Source organism: Lentzea sp. NPDC037011 (assembly GCF_055607425.1).
This window is the reverse complement of the sequence record NZ_JBVJRT010000001.1, coordinates 150,360-166,418: the sequence shown is the minus strand read 5'-3', so window position 1 is coordinate 166,418 and position 16,059 is coordinate 150,360. Positions and strand designations below refer to the sequence as shown.

13 protein-coding genes, 1 tRNA gene and 1 pseudogene are annotated in these 16,059 nt (G+C 69.6%); 5 read left to right on the top strand and 10 right to left on the bottom strand.

Going from position 1 to position 16,059, the window contains the following annotated elements:
* Positions 1-31: 31 nt before the first annotated feature.
* Positions 32-1,348: a ferredoxin--NADP reductase domain-containing protein gene (locus tag ACZ7CH_RS00850; RefSeq protein WP_458434278.1), complete on the bottom strand. Its 1,317-nt coding sequence runs from the start codon at positions 1,346-1,348 to the stop codon at positions 32-34.
* 104 nt (positions 1,349-1,452) lie between these two features.
* Here ACZ7CH_RS00850 and ACZ7CH_RS00845 point away from each other — a divergent pair, with 104 nt between their 5' ends.
* Positions 1,453-2,094 (top strand): aminodeoxychorismate/anthranilate synthase component II, encoded by a 642-nt coding sequence (locus tag ACZ7CH_RS00845; RefSeq protein WP_360397073.1) that lies wholly within the window; start codon positions 1,453-1,455, stop codon positions 2,092-2,094.
* A gap of 60 nt (positions 2,095-2,154) precedes the next feature.
* Here ACZ7CH_RS00845 and pknB read toward each other — a convergent pair whose 3' ends face one another.
* The 8 genes and pseudogenes from pknB to ACZ7CH_RS00805 all read right to left on the bottom strand — a co-directional run.
* Entirely contained in the window at positions 2,155-4,167 is a 2,013-nt protein-coding gene (pknB, locus tag ACZ7CH_RS00840; protein WP_360397072.1) for a Stk1 family PASTA domain-containing Ser/Thr kinase, read from the bottom strand.
* 55 nt (positions 4,168-4,222) lie between these two features.
* A complete protein-coding gene (locus ACZ7CH_RS00835; RefSeq protein ID WP_470369748.1) occupies positions 4,223-5,791 on the bottom strand; it encodes a protein kinase domain-containing protein in 1,569 nt (522 codons plus the stop codon).
* A complete protein-coding gene (locus tag ACZ7CH_RS00830) occupies positions 5,791-7,269 on the bottom strand; it encodes a peptidoglycan D,D-transpeptidase FtsI family protein (RefSeq protein WP_360397070.1) in 1,479 nt (492 codons plus the stop codon). The genes ACZ7CH_RS00835 and ACZ7CH_RS00830 overlap by 1 nt, the downstream gene beginning before the upstream one ends.
* Positions 7,266-8,741 carry an FtsW/RodA/SpoVE family cell cycle protein gene (locus tag ACZ7CH_RS00825; protein ID WP_458429825.1) on the bottom strand — a complete coding sequence of 492 codons (1,476 nt, stop codon included), beginning with the start codon at positions 8,739-8,741 and terminating at the stop codon, positions 7,266-7,268. The genes ACZ7CH_RS00830 and ACZ7CH_RS00825 overlap by 4 nt, the downstream gene beginning before the upstream one ends.
* The gene (locus ACZ7CH_RS00820) at positions 8,742-10,166 is read right to left on the bottom strand and encodes a PP2C family protein-serine/threonine phosphatase (RefSeq protein WP_360397069.1); all 1,425 of its coding nucleotides are present in this window, start codon (positions 10,164-10,166) and stop codon (positions 8,742-8,744) included.
* A complete protein-coding gene (locus ACZ7CH_RS00815; protein WP_053732084.1) occupies positions 10,163-10,624 on the bottom strand; it encodes an FHA domain-containing protein FhaB/FipA in 462 nt (153 codons plus the stop codon). Before ACZ7CH_RS00815 ends, ACZ7CH_RS00820 begins: the two co-directional genes overlap by 4 nt.
* Before the next feature lie 51 nt (positions 10,625-10,675).
* Positions 10,676-11,476 (bottom strand): FHA domain-containing protein, encoded by an 801-nt coding sequence (locus tag ACZ7CH_RS00810; protein ID WP_470373179.1) that lies wholly within the window; start codon positions 11,474-11,476, stop codon positions 10,676-10,678.
* A gap of 135 nt (positions 11,477-11,611) precedes the next feature.
* Positions 11,612-11,908 (bottom strand): annotated as a pseudogene (locus ACZ7CH_RS00805) (DUF3662 domain-containing protein); the annotation flags it as partial.
* A 117-nt stretch (positions 11,909-12,025) separates the two neighbouring features.
* Here ACZ7CH_RS00805 and ACZ7CH_RS00800 point away from each other — a divergent pair.
* From ACZ7CH_RS00800 to ACZ7CH_RS00785, 4 genes are all read left to right on the top strand, one after another.
* A tRNA-Leu gene (locus tag ACZ7CH_RS00800) sits at positions 12,026-12,108 on the top strand.
* Positions 12,109-12,270: 162 nt separating this feature from the next.
* Positions 12,271-13,011 (top strand): alcohol dehydrogenase catalytic domain-containing protein, encoded by a 741-nt coding sequence (locus tag ACZ7CH_RS00795; RefSeq protein WP_470372903.1) that lies wholly within the window; start codon positions 12,271-12,273, stop codon positions 13,009-13,011.
* A 316-nt stretch (positions 13,012-13,327) separates the two neighbouring features.
* A complete protein-coding gene (locus ACZ7CH_RS00790; protein ID WP_360397066.1) occupies positions 13,328-13,945 on the top strand; it encodes a hypothetical protein in 618 nt (205 codons plus the stop codon).
* A 14-nt stretch (positions 13,946-13,959) separates the two neighbouring features.
* Positions 13,960-14,616, top strand: coding sequence for an NAD(P)H-binding protein (locus tag ACZ7CH_RS00785; protein ID WP_470372902.1), 657 nt, complete (start codon positions 13,960-13,962; stop codon positions 14,614-14,616).
* 86 nt (positions 14,617-14,702) lie between these two features.
* On the opposite strand, the gene ACZ7CH_RS00780 is transcribed toward ACZ7CH_RS00785, so the two are convergent.
* Complete coding sequence (locus ACZ7CH_RS00780; RefSeq protein WP_360397064.1) at positions 14,703-15,983, bottom strand: D-arabinono-1,4-lactone oxidase; 1,281 nt, start codon at positions 15,981-15,983, stop codon at positions 14,703-14,705.
* Positions 15,984-16,059: the final 76 nt, after the last annotated feature.

The following is a 16,059-nucleotide window of genomic DNA, read 5'->3' as shown; positions in this document are numbered from 1 at the left end:
AGCGTGGTGGCGGCTTCATTGGAGAACGGGCTCAGCCGTTCGAGATGGCGGTCATCTCCTCGCGCGGCACGACCTTCACGCGCTCGCGGCCCTGCTCGGCACCCAGCGCGATCTCGTGCGCGTCGAGCTTGCGCCAGCCCTCGTTCGTGACGAACGGGACGGCGCGCTGCTCCAGGAACTGCACGACGGCGTCCGGCGAGGGGGAGGTGGCGCGGGGGAGCGACTCGGCGTCCTCCAGCAGGCTCGTGATGGTCTCCAGCGCGTCGCCCTTGGTGTGGCCGATCAGGCCGATCGGACCGCGCTTGACCCAGCCGGTGACGTACGTGCCGGGCATCGGCACCTCGTCGAGGTCGAGCACGCGGCCCGCGAGGTGCGGGACCGTGCCGGAGACGTGGTCGAACGGGAGGTCGGCGAGGTGCGTGGAGAGGTAGCCGACCGCGCGGTACACGGCCTGCACATCCCAGTCGGTGAACCGGCCGGTGCCGCGGACGCCGCCGTCGCCGGTCAGCTCCTGCGTCTCGGTGCGCAGGCCGGTGACGCCGTCGGTGCCCAGCACCTCGACCGGTGCTTCGAGGAAGTGCAGGTGCAGCCGGCGGGGGCGGTTGCCGACGTCGCGGATCGCCCACTCCTGCAGGGTCTTCACGATCATCTCGACCTGCTTGTTGGTGCGGATCGCGCGCATCGAGGCCTCGTCGAACTCGATGCCCTCCGCGTGCACGATCACCTCGACGTTCGGCGAGTGGTCGAGCTCGCGCAGCTCCAGCGGCGTGAACTTCGCCTGGGCCGGGCCGCGGCGGCCGAACACGTGCACGTCGGTGACGGGGGAGGCGGCGAGGCCCGCGTGCACGTTGGCGGGGATCTCGGTGACGAGCAGCTCGTCGGCGGTCTTCGCGAGGATGCGGGCGACGTCGAGCGCCACGTTGCCGACGCCCAGCACGGCGACCTCGGTCGCGGTCAGCGGCCAGGTGCGGGGGACGTCCGGGTGGCCGTCGTACCAGGACACGAAGTCGGCGGCGCCGAAGCTGCCGGGCAGGTCGATGCCGGGGATGTCGAGCTCGCGGTCGGCGGAGGCGCCGGTGGAGAAGATGACGGCGTCGTAGAACTGGCGCAGGTCGTCGAGCTTGAGGTCGACGCCGTACTCGACGTTGCCGAAGAAGCGCACGGACGGCTTGTCCAGCACCTTCTGCAGCGCGGTCACGATGCCCTTGATGCGCGGGTGGTCCGGCGCGACGCCGTAGCGGACCAGGCCGTACGGCGCGGGGAGCTTCTCGAAGAGGTCGATCTGCACGTCGACGTCGGACTTGGTGAGGATGTCGGCCGCGTACACACCGGCCGGACCCGCGCCGATCACAGCGACGCGCAAGGGACGACTCATGACACCTATTTTAGGGAAGCCTTACCTCAATGAAGACGAGAGCTAACTCACTCGACGGGACCGACTAGGCTCTCTTCATGCGCGTGCTCGTGGTCGACAACTACGACAGCTTCGTCTACAACCTCGTCCAGTACCTCGCCCAGCTCGGCGCCGAGTGCGTCGTGCGGCGCAACGACGAGGTGGACCTCACCGAGATCGACCGCGTCGACGGCGTGCTGGTGAGCCCCGGTCCGGGCACACCCGAGCGCGCCGGGTCGAGCATCGACGTCATCAAGAAGTGCGCCGACACCGGCAAGCCGGTCTTCGGCGTCTGCCTCGGCCACCAGGCCATCGGCGTGGTGTGGGGCGGCACCGTCGACCGCGCGCCGGAACTCCTCCACGGCAAGACGAGCATCGTCTTCCACGAGGGCGCCGGCGTGCTGAACGGGGTGCCGAAGCCGTTCATCGCCACCCGCTACCACTCGCTGACGGTGCTGCCGGAGACGATCCCCGCCGAGTTCGAGGTCACCGGCAAGACCGAGACCGGCATCGTCATGGCCATGCGGCACAGGGAGCTCCCGGTCGAGGGTGTGCAGTTCCACCCCGAGTCGGTGCTCACCGATGGCGGCCACCGGATGCTCGCCAACTGGTTGAAGGTCTGCGGGTACGAGGTGCCGGAGGCCACGGTCGCGCAGCTGGAGAACGGCATGCGCACGCTCGCCGCCGCGGCCCGCCAGTAGCTCACACGAGAAGAGGCCCCCTCCCGACGCCGGGAGGGGGCCTCTTCTCGTATGAGCCGATCAGTTGGTCGGGAGGAGCCCGGTCCGGCCGATGACCACCGTGACCGCGGCGCCCTTGCCGATGGGCGAGCCCTTCGCCGGCTGCTGCGAGATGATCTTGTCCTTCTGCGGCGAACCGGGCTGGACCTGCTGCTCGTCGACGTTGAAGTTGCCGTTCCAGCCGAGCGCCCGCAGCTTGGTCTCCGCGTCCTTCTGCGACAGGCCGGTCAGGTCGGGCATCTCCATCAGGTTGCCCTTCGAGACCGTCAGCGTGACCGTGGCGTCCTTGACGGCCTTGCTGTTGGCCTGCGGGGTCTGCGAGATGACCTCGTTCTGCGGCTTCTGGCTGTCCGCCTGCGCCACGTTGACCTTGAAGCCGGAACCCTCCAGCGTCTGGCGCGCGGTCTCCAGGTCCTGGCCCACCACACCGGGCACGTTCTGCTTGTCCGGCGCCCTGCCCAGGCTGATGGTGATCGTGCCGCCCTTCTTCAGCTTCAGGCCGAACTCGGGATTCTGCTGCACGATCTTGCCGACCTTGTTGGGGTCGTCGGTCTCGACCGTGTCGGTGCTCTGCTGCACCTTGAAGCCGTTCGGGTCCTTGTCCAGGATCTGCTGGGCTTCGTTCGGAGTCTTGCCCTTCAGGTCCGGTACGGCACCCTCGCCCGGCGGTGAACCGACGCGCACGACGACCTCGGCACCCTTCAGCAGCGAGGTGCCCTCCGGCGGGTTCGTGCCGATGACCTTGCCGATCTGCTCGGACGTGCACGGCGCCGCGGCCCCGTTCGCACCCGGCTCGCAGGGCACCAGCTCCTGCTTCGGCTTCAGCCCGGACTGGGTCAGCTTGTCGTTGGCCGTCAACGGCTCCATGCCGACGACGGCGGGCACCGGCACCTTCTCCGGGGTGTCGCTGTCGCCCGGCTTCATCAGACTCGTGGTGATCCACGCGGCGAGGCCGAGCACGGCGATGCACAGGAAGACCACCAACGCGATCATGATGGTCTTCTTGCGCTTGGCGCGCCGCTCCTCTTCCTCGTCGGCGATCGGGTCGTAGTCGTCGTCCGGCTCCGACTTCAACGCCGCCGGACGGTGCCGGCCGCCGTTCACGACCTGGGTGCGCGCGGAACGCGAGGCCGACTGCTCGTTCATCACGGCCGTGCGGTCCTCGGCCGTCATGACGGCGGGCGCGGACGGGCGCTGGCCGGACAGCACGCGCACCAGGTCCGCGCGCATCTCCGCGGCGGACTGGTAGCGGTTGGCCGGGCCCTTCGCCATCGCCTTCAGCACGATCGCGTCGAGCTGCGGCGACACCTTCGGGTTCAGCGACGACGGCGCCTTCGGGTCCTCCCGCACGTGCTGGTACGCGACCGCGACGGGCGAGTCACCGGTGAACGGCGGCTCCCCGGTCAGCAGCTCGAACAGCACGCAGCCGGCCGCGTAGACGTCGGACCGCGCGTCCACGGACTCGCCGCGGGCCTGCTCCGGCGACAGGTACTGGGCCGTGCCGATCACCGCGGCGGTCTGCGTGACCGCGGCCTGGCCGTCGTGCAGCGCGCGGGCGATGCCGAAGTCCATCACCTTCACGGCGCCGGACTTCGTGATCATCACGTTCGCCGGCTTCACGTCGCGGTGGACGATCCCGTGGCGGTGGCTGAAGTCGAGCGCGGCCGAGACGTCGGCCATGACCTCCATCGCGCGCTTGCCCGACAGCGGTCCCTGCGTCTTCACGATGTCGCGCAGCGTCCGCCCGTCGACGAACTCCATCACGATGTAGGGCAGCGGGCCGTACTCGGTCTGCGTCTCGCCGGTGTCGTAGACCGCGACGATCGCCGGGTGGTTCAGAGCAGCCGAGTTCTGCGCCTCGCGCCGGAACCGCTCCTGGAACTGGGCGTCGCGGGCGAGGTCAGCGCGCAGCACCTTGATCGCCACGTCTCTGCCGAGCCGGACGTCCCGCCCCTTGTGGACCTCGGACATGCCGCCGTACCCGAGGGTCTCACCCAGTTCGTAGCGGTTTGAGAGCAGTCGCGGAGTGCTCATCGGTGCTTCGTCCCGCTCCTCATCGACGGTGTTCCCATCTCGGTTCTGGTTCTGCTCATGCCCGGCACGTCACCTTCACCCGCGTCCCGGCCGACACGTCGCCGGTCGGCGCGATGGCGGTGACGCGGCACTTCCTCAGGTCTCCCGGTGCCGTGCCCTGCGGGCTCAGCACGGTCGGCTCCAGGCCGTGGTCGCTCAGCTGCGTGCTGACCTCGTCGCCGGTCCGGCCGAGGTAGTCGTCCTCGTCGAGCCGTGTCGTCGAGGTGCCCGGTATCCGGTCGGCGGAGTCGGGCTTCGCCTGACCGTTCGCCGGTGCGTTCGGGCTGCTCGTGCTCGTGTTCTGCGGCAAGCCGCCCTGCTCGCCGGCAGCGGTCTTCCCGATGGTCAGCTTCCAGGCGACGACTCCGCCGATCACCAGCAGAGCAGTCACCAGAAGAGCGACCATAACCCACACGGTCACCCGGTTCCTCCCGGGTGGCGGTGGCATCGGGGCGAACGTCCCGGTGTGCGGCACCGGTTGCTGTTGTACCGGTTGCATGCCCGGATGGGTACCGGCGCGAGGCTGACCACCGGAGTGGTGCGGCATCGGCGGTGGTACCTGCAACGGCTGGGACACCTGGGGCTGCTGCGGGGCGACCTGCTGCGGCACCTGCGGAGGCGTCAGCTGCTGTTGCGCCAGCTGCTGGGGCGCCATCTGCTGCTGCGGTGCCATCTGTTGGGCGACCTGGTGCTGCTGCTGCACCTGCTGCGGGATCGGCGGCATCGTGAAACCCGACGGCGTCGGCAGCGGCTGGCCCACCCGCACCGCGCTGACCGCCGCGGCGAACTCGCCACCGGTGCGGTAGCGCTGCCGCGGGTCCTTCACCAGCGTCGCCTCGATCAACGCCCGCGCACCCGGCGGCACGTCCGGCGGCAACGGCGGCGCGATGTCGCGGATGTGCATCATCGCCACCGTCACCGCGTTGTCCGACAGGAACGGCCGATGTCCCGCAAGGCATTCGTAGCCGCACACGGCCAGCGAGTAGACGTCGCTCGCCGGTTCGGCCTCGCCGCCGAGCGCCTGCTCGGGAGCGATGTAGTGCGCGGTGCCCATGACCATGCCGGATCGTGTCACGGGAGCGGCGTCGACGGCCTTCGCGATACCGAAGTCGGTGATCTTCACCTTGCCCGACGGCGTCACCATGATGTTGCCCGGTTTGACGTCCCGGTGCACCAGCCCGCGTTCGTGCGCGGCCTGCAGCGCGTTCCCGGTCTGCTCCAGCAGGTCCAGCGTCACCTCGGCGGTGAGCCGGCCCCGCGAGATGATCGTCGCGAGCGGTTCGCCCTCGACGAGCTCCATCACCAGGTACGCCGTGTCCTCCGGCCCGTCCGCGACCGACGCGGTCTCGCCGTAGTCGTGCACCGACGCGATGCCGGGGTGGTTGAGCGACGCGGTCATCCGCGCCTCGACGCGGAAGCGGTGCAGGAACTCGGCGTCACCGGACAGCTCCGCCTTCAGCACCTTCACGGCGACCCGGCGGTCGAGCCGGTCGTCGGCCGCCTCCCAGACCTCGCCCATGCCACCGACCGCGATCCGCCTGGTCAGGCGGTAGCGGTCGGCGAGGAGCTGGCCCGTGGTCAGCATCAGCGACCCGCCAGGTACGCGTTCATCACGGCGCGGCCGATGGGCGCCGCCACCTTGCCGCCGGTCGCGCCGAGGCCGCGGTCGCCACCGTTCTCCACGATCACCGCGATCGCGATCTCCGGCTTCTGCGCCGGCGCGAACGCGATGTACCAGGCGTGCGGTGCCACGGTCTGCTCCCGGCTGCCGCCGACCTCCGCGGTACCGGTCTTCGACGCCACCTGGACGTTCGCGATCCTGCCCTCGCCGCCGGTGTTCGCCTCCGACTGGACCATCATGTCGCGCAGCGCGGCCGCGTTGGCCGAGCTCATCGCGGTGTTGATCTCGTCGGGCTCGGTGTCCTCGACCGTCTTCAGGTCGGGGCCGAGGATCTTCGACACCAGGTACGGCTGCATGCGCTTGCCGCCGTTGGCGATCGTCGCCGCGATCATCGCGTTCTGCAGCGGGGTCACGCGGACGTCGCGCTGGCCGATGCCGCTCTGGTAGAGCGCGGGCTCGTCGGGGACCGGGCCCATGGTCGAGTTCTCGACCGCCATCGGCACCCTGAGGTCGTCGTCGTTGAAGCCGAACTTGTCCGACTGGGCCTGCAGCTTGGCCTTGCCGACCTTCGCCGCCATCTCGCCGAACGCCGTGTTGCACGACTTGGCGAGCGCGAGCTCCATCGACGCGGTCTGCCCGCTGCCGCAGGGCTGGCCGTTGTAGTTCGGGAACGGGAAGTTGTTCGTGCCCGGCAACGGGATCGAGCCCGCCGCCGTGTACTGCGACTCCTTGGTGTCACCGTTGGCGAGCGCGGCCGCGGCCACGACGACCTTGTACGTCGAGCCGGGCGGGTAGATGCCCTGGATCGCGCGGTTGATCAGCGGGTCGCCGTTGCCGTCGGTGGTGAGCTGCTTCCACGCGGTCTGCTGCGCGGTCGGGTCGTGGCTCGCCAGCAGGTTCGGGTCGTAGGACGGCGTGCTGACCATCGCGAGGATCTCGCCGGTGTCCGGCTTCATCGCGACGACCGAGCCGCGGAAGCCCTTCGCCGCCAGCTGGTCGTAGGCGATCTGCTGGACCCGCGGCACCAGCGTGAGCTGCACGTTGCCGCCCACCGGGTCGCGACCGGTGATCAACGCCGAGACGCGGCGCGCGAACAGCCGGTCGTCCGAGCCGTTGAGCAGGTCGTTCTCGGCGCGCTCGATGCCGGCGGTGCCGTAGGTGACCGAGAGGTACCCGGTCACCGGGGCGTACGCCTGCGGCGCGGCGTAGGTGCGCAGGTACCGGAGCCGGTCCGTCGTCTCCTTGACGTCCGCGATCACCATGCCGTCGGCGGCCATGATCAGACCGCGCTTGCGGGCGTACTCGTCGAGCAGCACCCGGCGGTTGTTCGGGTTCTTGCGCCACTCGTCGGCGTTGATGACCTGCACCCACGTGGCGTTGCCCAGCAGCAGCAGGATCATCACCATCATGGCGAAGCCGACCCGGCGGAGCGGTGTGTTCATTTCGGACGCTCCACCATGACTGTGTGCTGGTCGGCGATGGCCGGCTGCTGCGGCTTCGGCTTCGGAGCACGCTGCGGCGCCCGCGCGGCCGCGGAGATCCGCAGCAGCAACGCGATCAGGACGTAGTTCGCCAGCAGCGACGAACCGCCCTTGGACAGGAACGGGGCGGTGATGCCCGTCATCGGGATCAGCTTCGTGACACCGCCGACGACGATGAACACCTGGAAGCACATCGCGAACGCCAGGCCGCCGCCGAGCAGCTTGCCGAAGCTGTCGCGCACCGAGATGGCACCGCGCAGGCCGCGCATCGCGACGACCATGTAGACCAGCAGCAGCGCGGCGAAGCCGACGAACCCGAGCTCCTCGCCGATCACCGCGGTGATGAAGTCGGTGTTGGACTCCGGGATCATCTCCGGCCGCCCGGCACCGAGACCGGCACCACCGATGCCACCGGTCGCGAGACCGAAGAGCGACTGCGCGATCTGGTAGCCGCCGCCGTCGTCGTTGTAGGTGGCGATCGGGTCCGACCAGTTCGCCACGCGCTGCTGGACGTGCGTGAAGAGCTTCCACGCGATGACCGCGCCGCCGGCGAACAGACCGAGGCCGAGCACCACCCAGGCCGCGCGTTCGGTGGCGACGTAGAGCAGCACCAGCACGATGCCGAAGAACAGCAGCGACGAGCCGAGGTCCTTCTGCAGGACCATGACCGCGACCGCCACGCCCCACGCCGCGAACAGCGGGCCGAGGTCGCGGGCGCGCGGCAGGTCCATGCCGAGGAACCGGCGGCCCGCGGTGGTGAAGAGGTCCCGCTTCGACACCAGGAACGCGGCGAAGAAGACCATCAGCAGGATCTTGGCGAACTCACCCGGCTGGATGGAGAACGGGCCGATCCGCAGCCAGATCTTCGCGCCGTTGATCGTCGGCGCGATGAAGCCCGGCAGCACACCGGGCAGCAGCAGGGCGACCAGCCCGGCCAGGCCGAACGTGTAGCCGAAGCGCGCCAGGGTGCGGTGGTCGGTGAGGAACTTCAGCGTGGCCGCGAACAGCAGCAGTCCGATCGCGGTCCAGATGACCTGCTTGAACGCCATCGGGTCCCACGTCGAGCCGTCCGCGAAGACGGTGCCCTCCATGGCGAGGTCGATCCGGTGGATGACCACCAGGCCGAGCCCGTTGAGCAGCGCGACGCACGGCAGGATCACCGGGTCGGCGTAGGGCGCCCAGCGGCGCACGGCGAGGTGCGCGCAGGCGAACAGGCCGAGGTAGGCGAGTCCCAGGTACAGGATGCGCAGGCTGAGCGAGCGCTCCTGGTTGAGCTCCACCAGGATCAGAGCCAGCGTGACGAGCCCGGCCGCGAACGAGAGCATCACCAGTTCGGTGCCGCGCCGCGTCGGCGCCCGCAGCCCCGGCGACGTGCTGGTCGCCAGCGACGCGACTGGTGAGCCGTCCCCGGACGGGGCGGGTGAGCCCTTCAACTACGGACCCTCCCGGCATTCCACGCCCGGCTTCTGCGCGGACGAGGTGAGCGAGGGTTGGGTGGTCTCGCCACCCGCGGGGGCCGTGGTCGACGAGGGCGTCCCGTTCGCGGGCTGGGTCGTCGTCGTGGGCGGGGTCGTCGTGGTCGGCGACGTCGGGGTGGACGAGGCCGAGGTGTCCTTGCACAACGGCAGCATGTGCGCCGTGCGCAGCATGCGGACCGCGGCGCGCGCGCCGTCGATGCCGTTGTCGCTGCGGATGCCCTCGGTGATCGTCTTGCGCCCGGCCTCCTGCAGGTCCTTCACCGCGATCGGCGTGCAGCCCGACGAGCCGGGCGGGCACGAGTCCTCGACCTTCGACGAGAGCTTGAACCCGAGCACGCTGCCGTTGAGCCCGCGGAAGATCGCGACCTGGCCGTCCTCGGTCGCGCCCACGTAGAACTGGGTGTTCAGCCACAGCTTGCCGCCGACCCCGGCCGCGCCGACCACGACGAGCAGCAGGAAGACGATCGCGAACGCCTTGAGGGCGTTGCGCTTCTTGCGCTTCGGGTCCTGCGGCGGTGGCGGCGGTGCCTCCATCCGCTGCGGCATCGGCTGGCGCTGCTGCGTGAGCGCGCTCGCCCGTGACGCCGCGGAGTCCGGCGGGGTGTTGTGCTCCTCGCTGCCGTCACCGGCCGCACCGCCGACGATCGGGTAGTCGTCGCCGAAGTCGACGTCCTCGACGTCCGCCACGATCACCGTGACGTTGTCGGGGCCGCCGCCCTTGAGCGCGAGCTCGATCATCCGGTCCGCGCAGGCCTGCGGGTCCGGGATGCGGATCGCCTCGTCCAGCGTCTCCATCGAGACGACACCGGACAGGCCGTCCGAGCACAGCAGGAACCGGTCACCGGCCCGTGCCTCGCGCACCGTGAGGCTGGGCTCGAAGTCGTGCCCGGTGAGGGCGCGCAGCAGCAACGAGCGCTGCGGGTGCGTGGCCGCCTCGTCCGGCGTGATCCGGCCCTCGTCGATCAACGACTGGACGAACGTGTCGTCGTGCGTGATCTGCGCGAACCCGCCCTCTCTGAGCAGGTAGGCGCGCGAGTCGCCGATGTGCACCAGGCCGAGGCGGTTGCCCGCGAAGAGCACCGCGGTCAGCGTGGTGCCCATGCCCTCCAGGTCCGGGTCGCTCGCGACCAGCTCGGAGATGGCGCCGTTGCCGGCCGCGACCGCGTCGCGGAGCTTGCCGAGGAGGTCGTCGCCGGGCTCGTCGTCGTCGACGTGGGCCAGCGAGGCGATGACCACCTTGCTCGCGACTTCGCCGGCGGCGTGGCCACCCATGCCGTCGGCGACTGCGAGCAGGCGGGGGCCCGCGTACACGGAGTCCTGGTTGTTGGAACGGACCAGGCCCCGGTCGCTTCGGGCCGCGTATCGAAGAACCAAGGTCATGAGCGCAGCTCGATCACCGTTTTGCCAATGCGGATCGGGGTGCCGAGAGGTACGCGCAGTGGTGCGGTGACCTTGGCTCGGTCTAGGTAGGTGCCGTTCGTGGAGCCGAGGTCTTCCACGTACCAGTCGGTGCCGCGCATCGACAGCCTCGCGTGCCTGGTCGACGCGAAGTCGTCGTCCAGCACGAGAGTCGAGTCGTCCGCGCGGCCGATCAGGATCGGCCGGCCGTCGAGTGAGATGCGGGTGCCGGTGAGCGCGCCGTGGGTGACCACGAGCGTCCTCGGCGCCTTGCTACCCCTCGCCGACTTGTCGGACCTCCGGAAACCGGGCAGACCTGACGCCCGGAGCCCTGAGGCCGCGTAGAGATCAGAGCGGACCACACGTAGGGCGGCCAGCACAAAGAGCCAGAGGAGCACGAGAAAGCCCGCTCTGGTCAGCTGCATCACCAGCTCTGGCACCGGTTGTAACCGCTCCTGCCTTGAGTTGCTTACCGACGCCCGTGTCGACCTCTAGCCCGCGGTGCGGAAGACCAGTGACGAGTGGCCGATGCGGACGACGTCGCCCTCCGCGAGCTGCCAAGTCTGCACTGGCGTGCCGTTCACCGTGGTGCCGTTGGTCGAACCGAGATCAGCGAGCATCGCACTGTGCCCGTCCCAGGTGATCTCCAGGTGGCGCCTGGACACACCCGTGTCGGGGAGGCGGAAGTCGGCTTCCTGCCCACGTCCTACGACGTTTCCACCCTGCTTGAGGTTGTACGTCCGGTTCGACCCGTCGTCGAGGTGCAGCGTGGCGTTGAGCTGGCGGTTGCCGCCCTGCACTGCCGGCGGGGCGTATCCGCCCTGGTTGTAGCCCTGGTCGTACCCACCGGCGGGCTGGCCGTAACCCTGGTCGTAGCCGCCGGCCGGCTGGCCGCCGCCGTAGCCCTGGTCGTAGCCCTGCTGGCCGTAGCCCTGCTGCTGGCCGTAACCCTGGTCGTAGCCGCCGCCCTGCTGGCCGCCGCCGTAGCCCTGGTCGTAACCCTGCTGGCCGTAGCCCTGCTGCTGGCCGCCATAACCCTGGTCGTAGCCCTGCTGCTGGCCGTACCCCTGGTCATAGCCCTGCTGGCCGCCGCCGTAGCCGCCGCCCTGCTGGCCGTAGCCCTGGTCGTACCCGCCTTGCTGCTGCTGTTGGCCGTAGCCCTGGTCGTAGCCCTGCTGCTGCTGGCCGTAGCCCTGCTGCTGGCCGTAACCCTGGTCGTAGCCGCCCTGCTGACCATAAGGGTCGTGGCCGGGCTGGCCCTGTCCTTGTCCGTAGCCGGGTGGCTGGCTCATGACTCGGTCTCCTGCGGTGCGAGGTGGTGCTGACCGTCGGCTGGCCGCTTTCACGTCGGGGTCGACGGACGAGCTGGTTCGGAACTGTCCGGTGTGCAGCGCCTCGGAGCGCTCCAGGGAGACTACGACGTCACCGTAGGTATCCCATCCGGACTCTTCCAGGTGCTCTCGCAGGCCCTCCGCGAGAAGCTGGGTGATGCGTAGTTCATCCTGCTCGTCCCCGGCAAGTCGATCGTGGTCCTGAGGGCCGAGCAGCACTGTGTAGTGGTTGGGGGCTAGCAGTCTGCCACCCGCGAGCTCGCGGATGTTGCTGTCACCCTCCCGTTGCAGCGCCTGTGCCACCTCTTGGGGCACGACGTTGCCTCCGAACACGCGCGCGAAGGTGTTGCCGACCAGACCTTCGAGCTTGCGCTCGAAGCGTTGCAGGCCCATGTCAGCTCCTTCCGCCTGGACGGTCTTCTGCACCGATCGTATCCGGGTGCGACCAGGCCTACAGGGGGCGATTAGGAACCTGGTTTGGACGCGTGCTAGTGTTTCCAACGTCTCCAGGGGCAAGTGGCGGAATGGCAGACGCGCACGGTTCAGGTCCGTGTGTCCGAAAGGACGTGGGGGTTCAACTCCCCCCTTGCCCACAGAGAAAGACAGATCGAACCCCCCTCGCGGAATCGCGAGGGGGGTTCTTTCGTTGACCGGCAGTATCGGATTCCGTGATCCAACAGGTGATGTCTGTCACTCGTTCGGAGGGCGACATGTGGGCGATAGCGGCGGCGGACTTCGGTGCGGAGCTCGAGCTGGTGGAGCTGCCGGAGCCGCAGGCGGGTCCGGAAGAGCTCAAGGTGCGGATGCTCGCCGCGAGCGTGAACCCCTTCGACCGCAAAGTCGTCGACGGGATGCTTCGGAGTTCCGCAGAGCACCGGTTTCCGATGGTTCCCGGAACCGACGGTGCCGGTGAGGTCGTCGGTTCCGGCGAGCGGATTTTCGGGACCTTCTTCCACCGCCCCGTCGGACGGGGGACTTACGCCGAGTACGCCGTGGTTCCGGCCGGGAACGCGTTGGCGCCGTTGCCGGACGGCCTCGACCCCGCGGTCGCCGCGGCATTGCCGACCGCAGGCATGACGGCGCTGCAGCTGGTGGAAGCGCTCGGTGACGCGAAATCCGTGCTGGTCGTCGGTCCGAACGGCGGCGTCGGCTCGTTCGCCGTCCAGATCGCGCGGGCGGCGGGCAAGCACGTGGTCCCGATCGGCCGGGGCGACTCGCTCGTGGAGGCCGACGCGCTCATCGACCTCGTGAGCGCCGACCGCTCGTCGTTCGAGGCGAACGCGCGCTATGCGCCGTTGGCGTTCAACACCAACTACGCGTCGAGCGACAGCGCGCAGAACTTCGGCATGAAGGGCTCACCGGAGACGCTTGTCCGCCTGGCGTCCATGGTGCTCGACGGCGATCTCTCGGTGCCGATTTCCCGCCGTGTGCCGTTGCGCGAAGCCACCGGTGTTTTCGCAGGTCACGGGCCTGGCAAAACCGTGATCATCATGTAGGTGGTCGTTCTGGCGCGGTGAGCGGTCGGCGGCCGGTGACCGGCACCGTTCGCCGCCTTTTCGCCACCACGCCTGGAGCACCCACTGTGAGCAGGTCTTTTGGTGCGTCCAACCGGATTAACGTCACCCAGACGGCAGCACCGTAGGACCGAACTCCCCGCGCCGCTCCTCGACCGGTCACCGACCGGTCGGCGCCGTCGATCGCAGGGGCTCCGATGACCTGGGGGCGGGCCGCGCGCTTCCTGGTACGCCTTATCCAGAGCACGAGTCGAAACGTGGCGGATCGCCCGCCGCGTGGTGGCGAGGAGGCACTGGCGTGAGCAGCACCCCAGCAAGGATCGCGGCGCCCGGCAGCGCGCAGGGACTGTCGACGACCGCGGTCCCGGTTCCGGAACTGCCCGCGTCCGTCGAGGAGCTGGCAGCCGCAGCGGCGATCCGCCTCGGCTGGCACGGCGTGGTCCTCCCGGAGATGGTCCTCATGGGCCGCAAGGTCGTCGTCGTGGCCGAGCTCCTGGCCGACGCCCACGCCGAGCGCGTGTGCGTGGGTGCGGGTCCCGAGGTCGACAAGACCACCGTCTCCACCTGGGTGTGGCCGGAGATGGAAGGCCGCGTCCCGCCGGCCGCCGTGCGCATCGTCGGCGTCTTGGCCGTCGCACGCCACTGGCGCACCGCGCTGGCCTCCGCGGTTCCCTTCGCCCGTTACGGCAACGCCGCCGCCGTCCTCCCGGACTCGGTCGCGTTCACCAACGACTACCTGACGAACTGCCTGCCGCGCGTGCGCCGCTACGGCGTCTCGGTCCTGCTGGCCGACGAGGAGAAGGACCTGTCCGTGGACGTGTCCGGCCGCAACGAGTGCGTGCCCGTCGAGGACACCGCCATCACCCGTTGGGTCAACGAGCTGGTCTACGAGCAGGTGCTCGCCACCGCTTCCTGATCTACGGTCGGGGCATGCGAGTAGTCATCGCCGGCGGACACGGGCAGATCGCGCTGCTTCTCCAGCAGCAGCTGGCCACCCGTGGAGACGCGGCAACAGCACTGGTCCGCAACCCCGATCACTTCGCTGACGTGCAGGAAGCCGGAGCCGTTCCGGTGCTGTGCGACCTGGAGTCCGCCACAGTGGACTCGGTCGCCGAATACATGAACGGCGCGGACGCCGCGGTCTTCGCCGCCGGCGCAGGGGCAGGCTCGGGAGCCGCCCGCAAGGACACAGTGGACTTCGGGGCCGCCGCCCTGTTCGCCACGGCAGCGGCCGAGGCGGGCGTGCGGCGGTTCCTCCAGGTCTCCACGGTCGGCATCGAGTCAGCGGACTCGCCGTCGGTGGACTCCGAGTTCGCGGTGTACCTCAAAGCGAAGAAGGCGGCGGAGGACGACCTGAAATCGCGTTCACTCGACTGGACGATCCTGCGTCCCGGCCCGCTGACGAACGACGCCCCGACCGGTCTCGTCACCCTGGCCGCCCCGGTGCTGCCGCGCTCCCCGGTGACCCGCGCCGACGTCGCCGCCGTGCTCGCGGAGCTCTTGACCGCACCCCAGACCGTCCGCAAAACGCTCGAACTGACGAACGGCTCCACGCCCATCCCCGACGCCGTCCGCGCCGTCCTCTGAGTGCACGCGGGGAGCTTTCGTACTCTCCTGGCGCACGCGGGGGCCCCGCGTGCCCCTCAGGGGAACGTGGGGCTCGCGCGTGACATCTAGCCGAGGACGCGGGTCAGGTAGGCGTTGGTGAAGGTGCGGGTTGGGTCCACCTCGTCGCGGACGCGCAGGAAGTCGTCGAAGTGCGGGTACAGCGGGCGCAGCTCGGCAGCGGTGAGGTCGTGCATCTTGCCCCAGTGCGGGCGACCGCCGACCGACGCGGCGATGGACGCGTACGCGTCGAAGAACGCCTTGTAGGGCATGCCGAGCGCCTGGTGCATGGAGATGTAGGCGGTGTCACGGCCGGAGGCGGTCGACAGCCAGATGTCGTCGGCCTGCGCCACCCGCACCTCGCACGGGACGATCAACGCGTCGCGGTCGCCCAGGCGGTTGGCGACGGCACGCAGTTCGCCGATGACGTCCATCAGCGTCTCGCGAGGGATGGAGAACTCGGTCTCCACGAACCGGACCCGGCGCGGGGTCACGAAGACGTTGTGCGAGTAGTCCGAATAGGACCGCTCGCTGATCAGCGAGCCGCAGACCTCGTTGAGTTTCCTGGTGTAGCGCGGGAAGGTCTTGGCCACCTTGCACACCGCGCCGAACGCGGCGTTCTCCATGACCTCGTACTCCCAGGCCTGCCGGAACCGCGACAGCGGCTGCGCGGGCTCGGGAACCCGGTTGTTGCGCTTGAGGATCACCCGATCCGAGTGCGTGAACCAGTGGAACTCGACGTGGTCCTCGACCGCGCACAGGTCGTCGAACTGCTCCAGCACCGCGTCGAGCCGGCCCGGTGCCTCCGAGGCCTGCAGCACGAACGACGGCACGCACTGCAGCGTGACGGTGCTGATCACGCCCAGCGCGCCGAGGCCGACGCGGGCGGCGTTGAACAGGTCCGGTCGCTCGGAGCGCGAGCAGGTGACCACCGAACCGTCGGCGAGCACCAGCTCCAGCGCGGCGATGGCGGTGGCCAGGACGCCGAGCTTCGCGCCGGTGCCGTGGGTGGAGGTCGACACGGCACCGGCCACGGTCTGCGCGTCGATGTCGCCGAGGTTCGGCATGGCGAGGCCGAGTCGGTGCAGGTCGGCGTTCAGGACGTGCAGCGGCGTGCCGGAGCGGACGGTGACCAGGCCCGTCTCCACGTCGGCGCGGACGATGCCGGTCCACCGGTCGAGGTCGAGCGCCACCTCGGGGGCGACGGCGATGTCGTTGAACGAGTGACCGCTGCCGCGCGCCCGCACCCGGCCGCCGGAGACGACGGTCGCGGCGATCTCGTCAGTGCTCGCCGGGTGGACGACGCGCGTCGGCGCACAAGTCGCGGTGCGAGCCCAGTTCGTCCACACGGGTACCTCCACGGAGTGTGACCTGCGAGTAACGTAAGTGAAAGCTCTTCACGTTTCAAGGGTTGAGGACGTACCG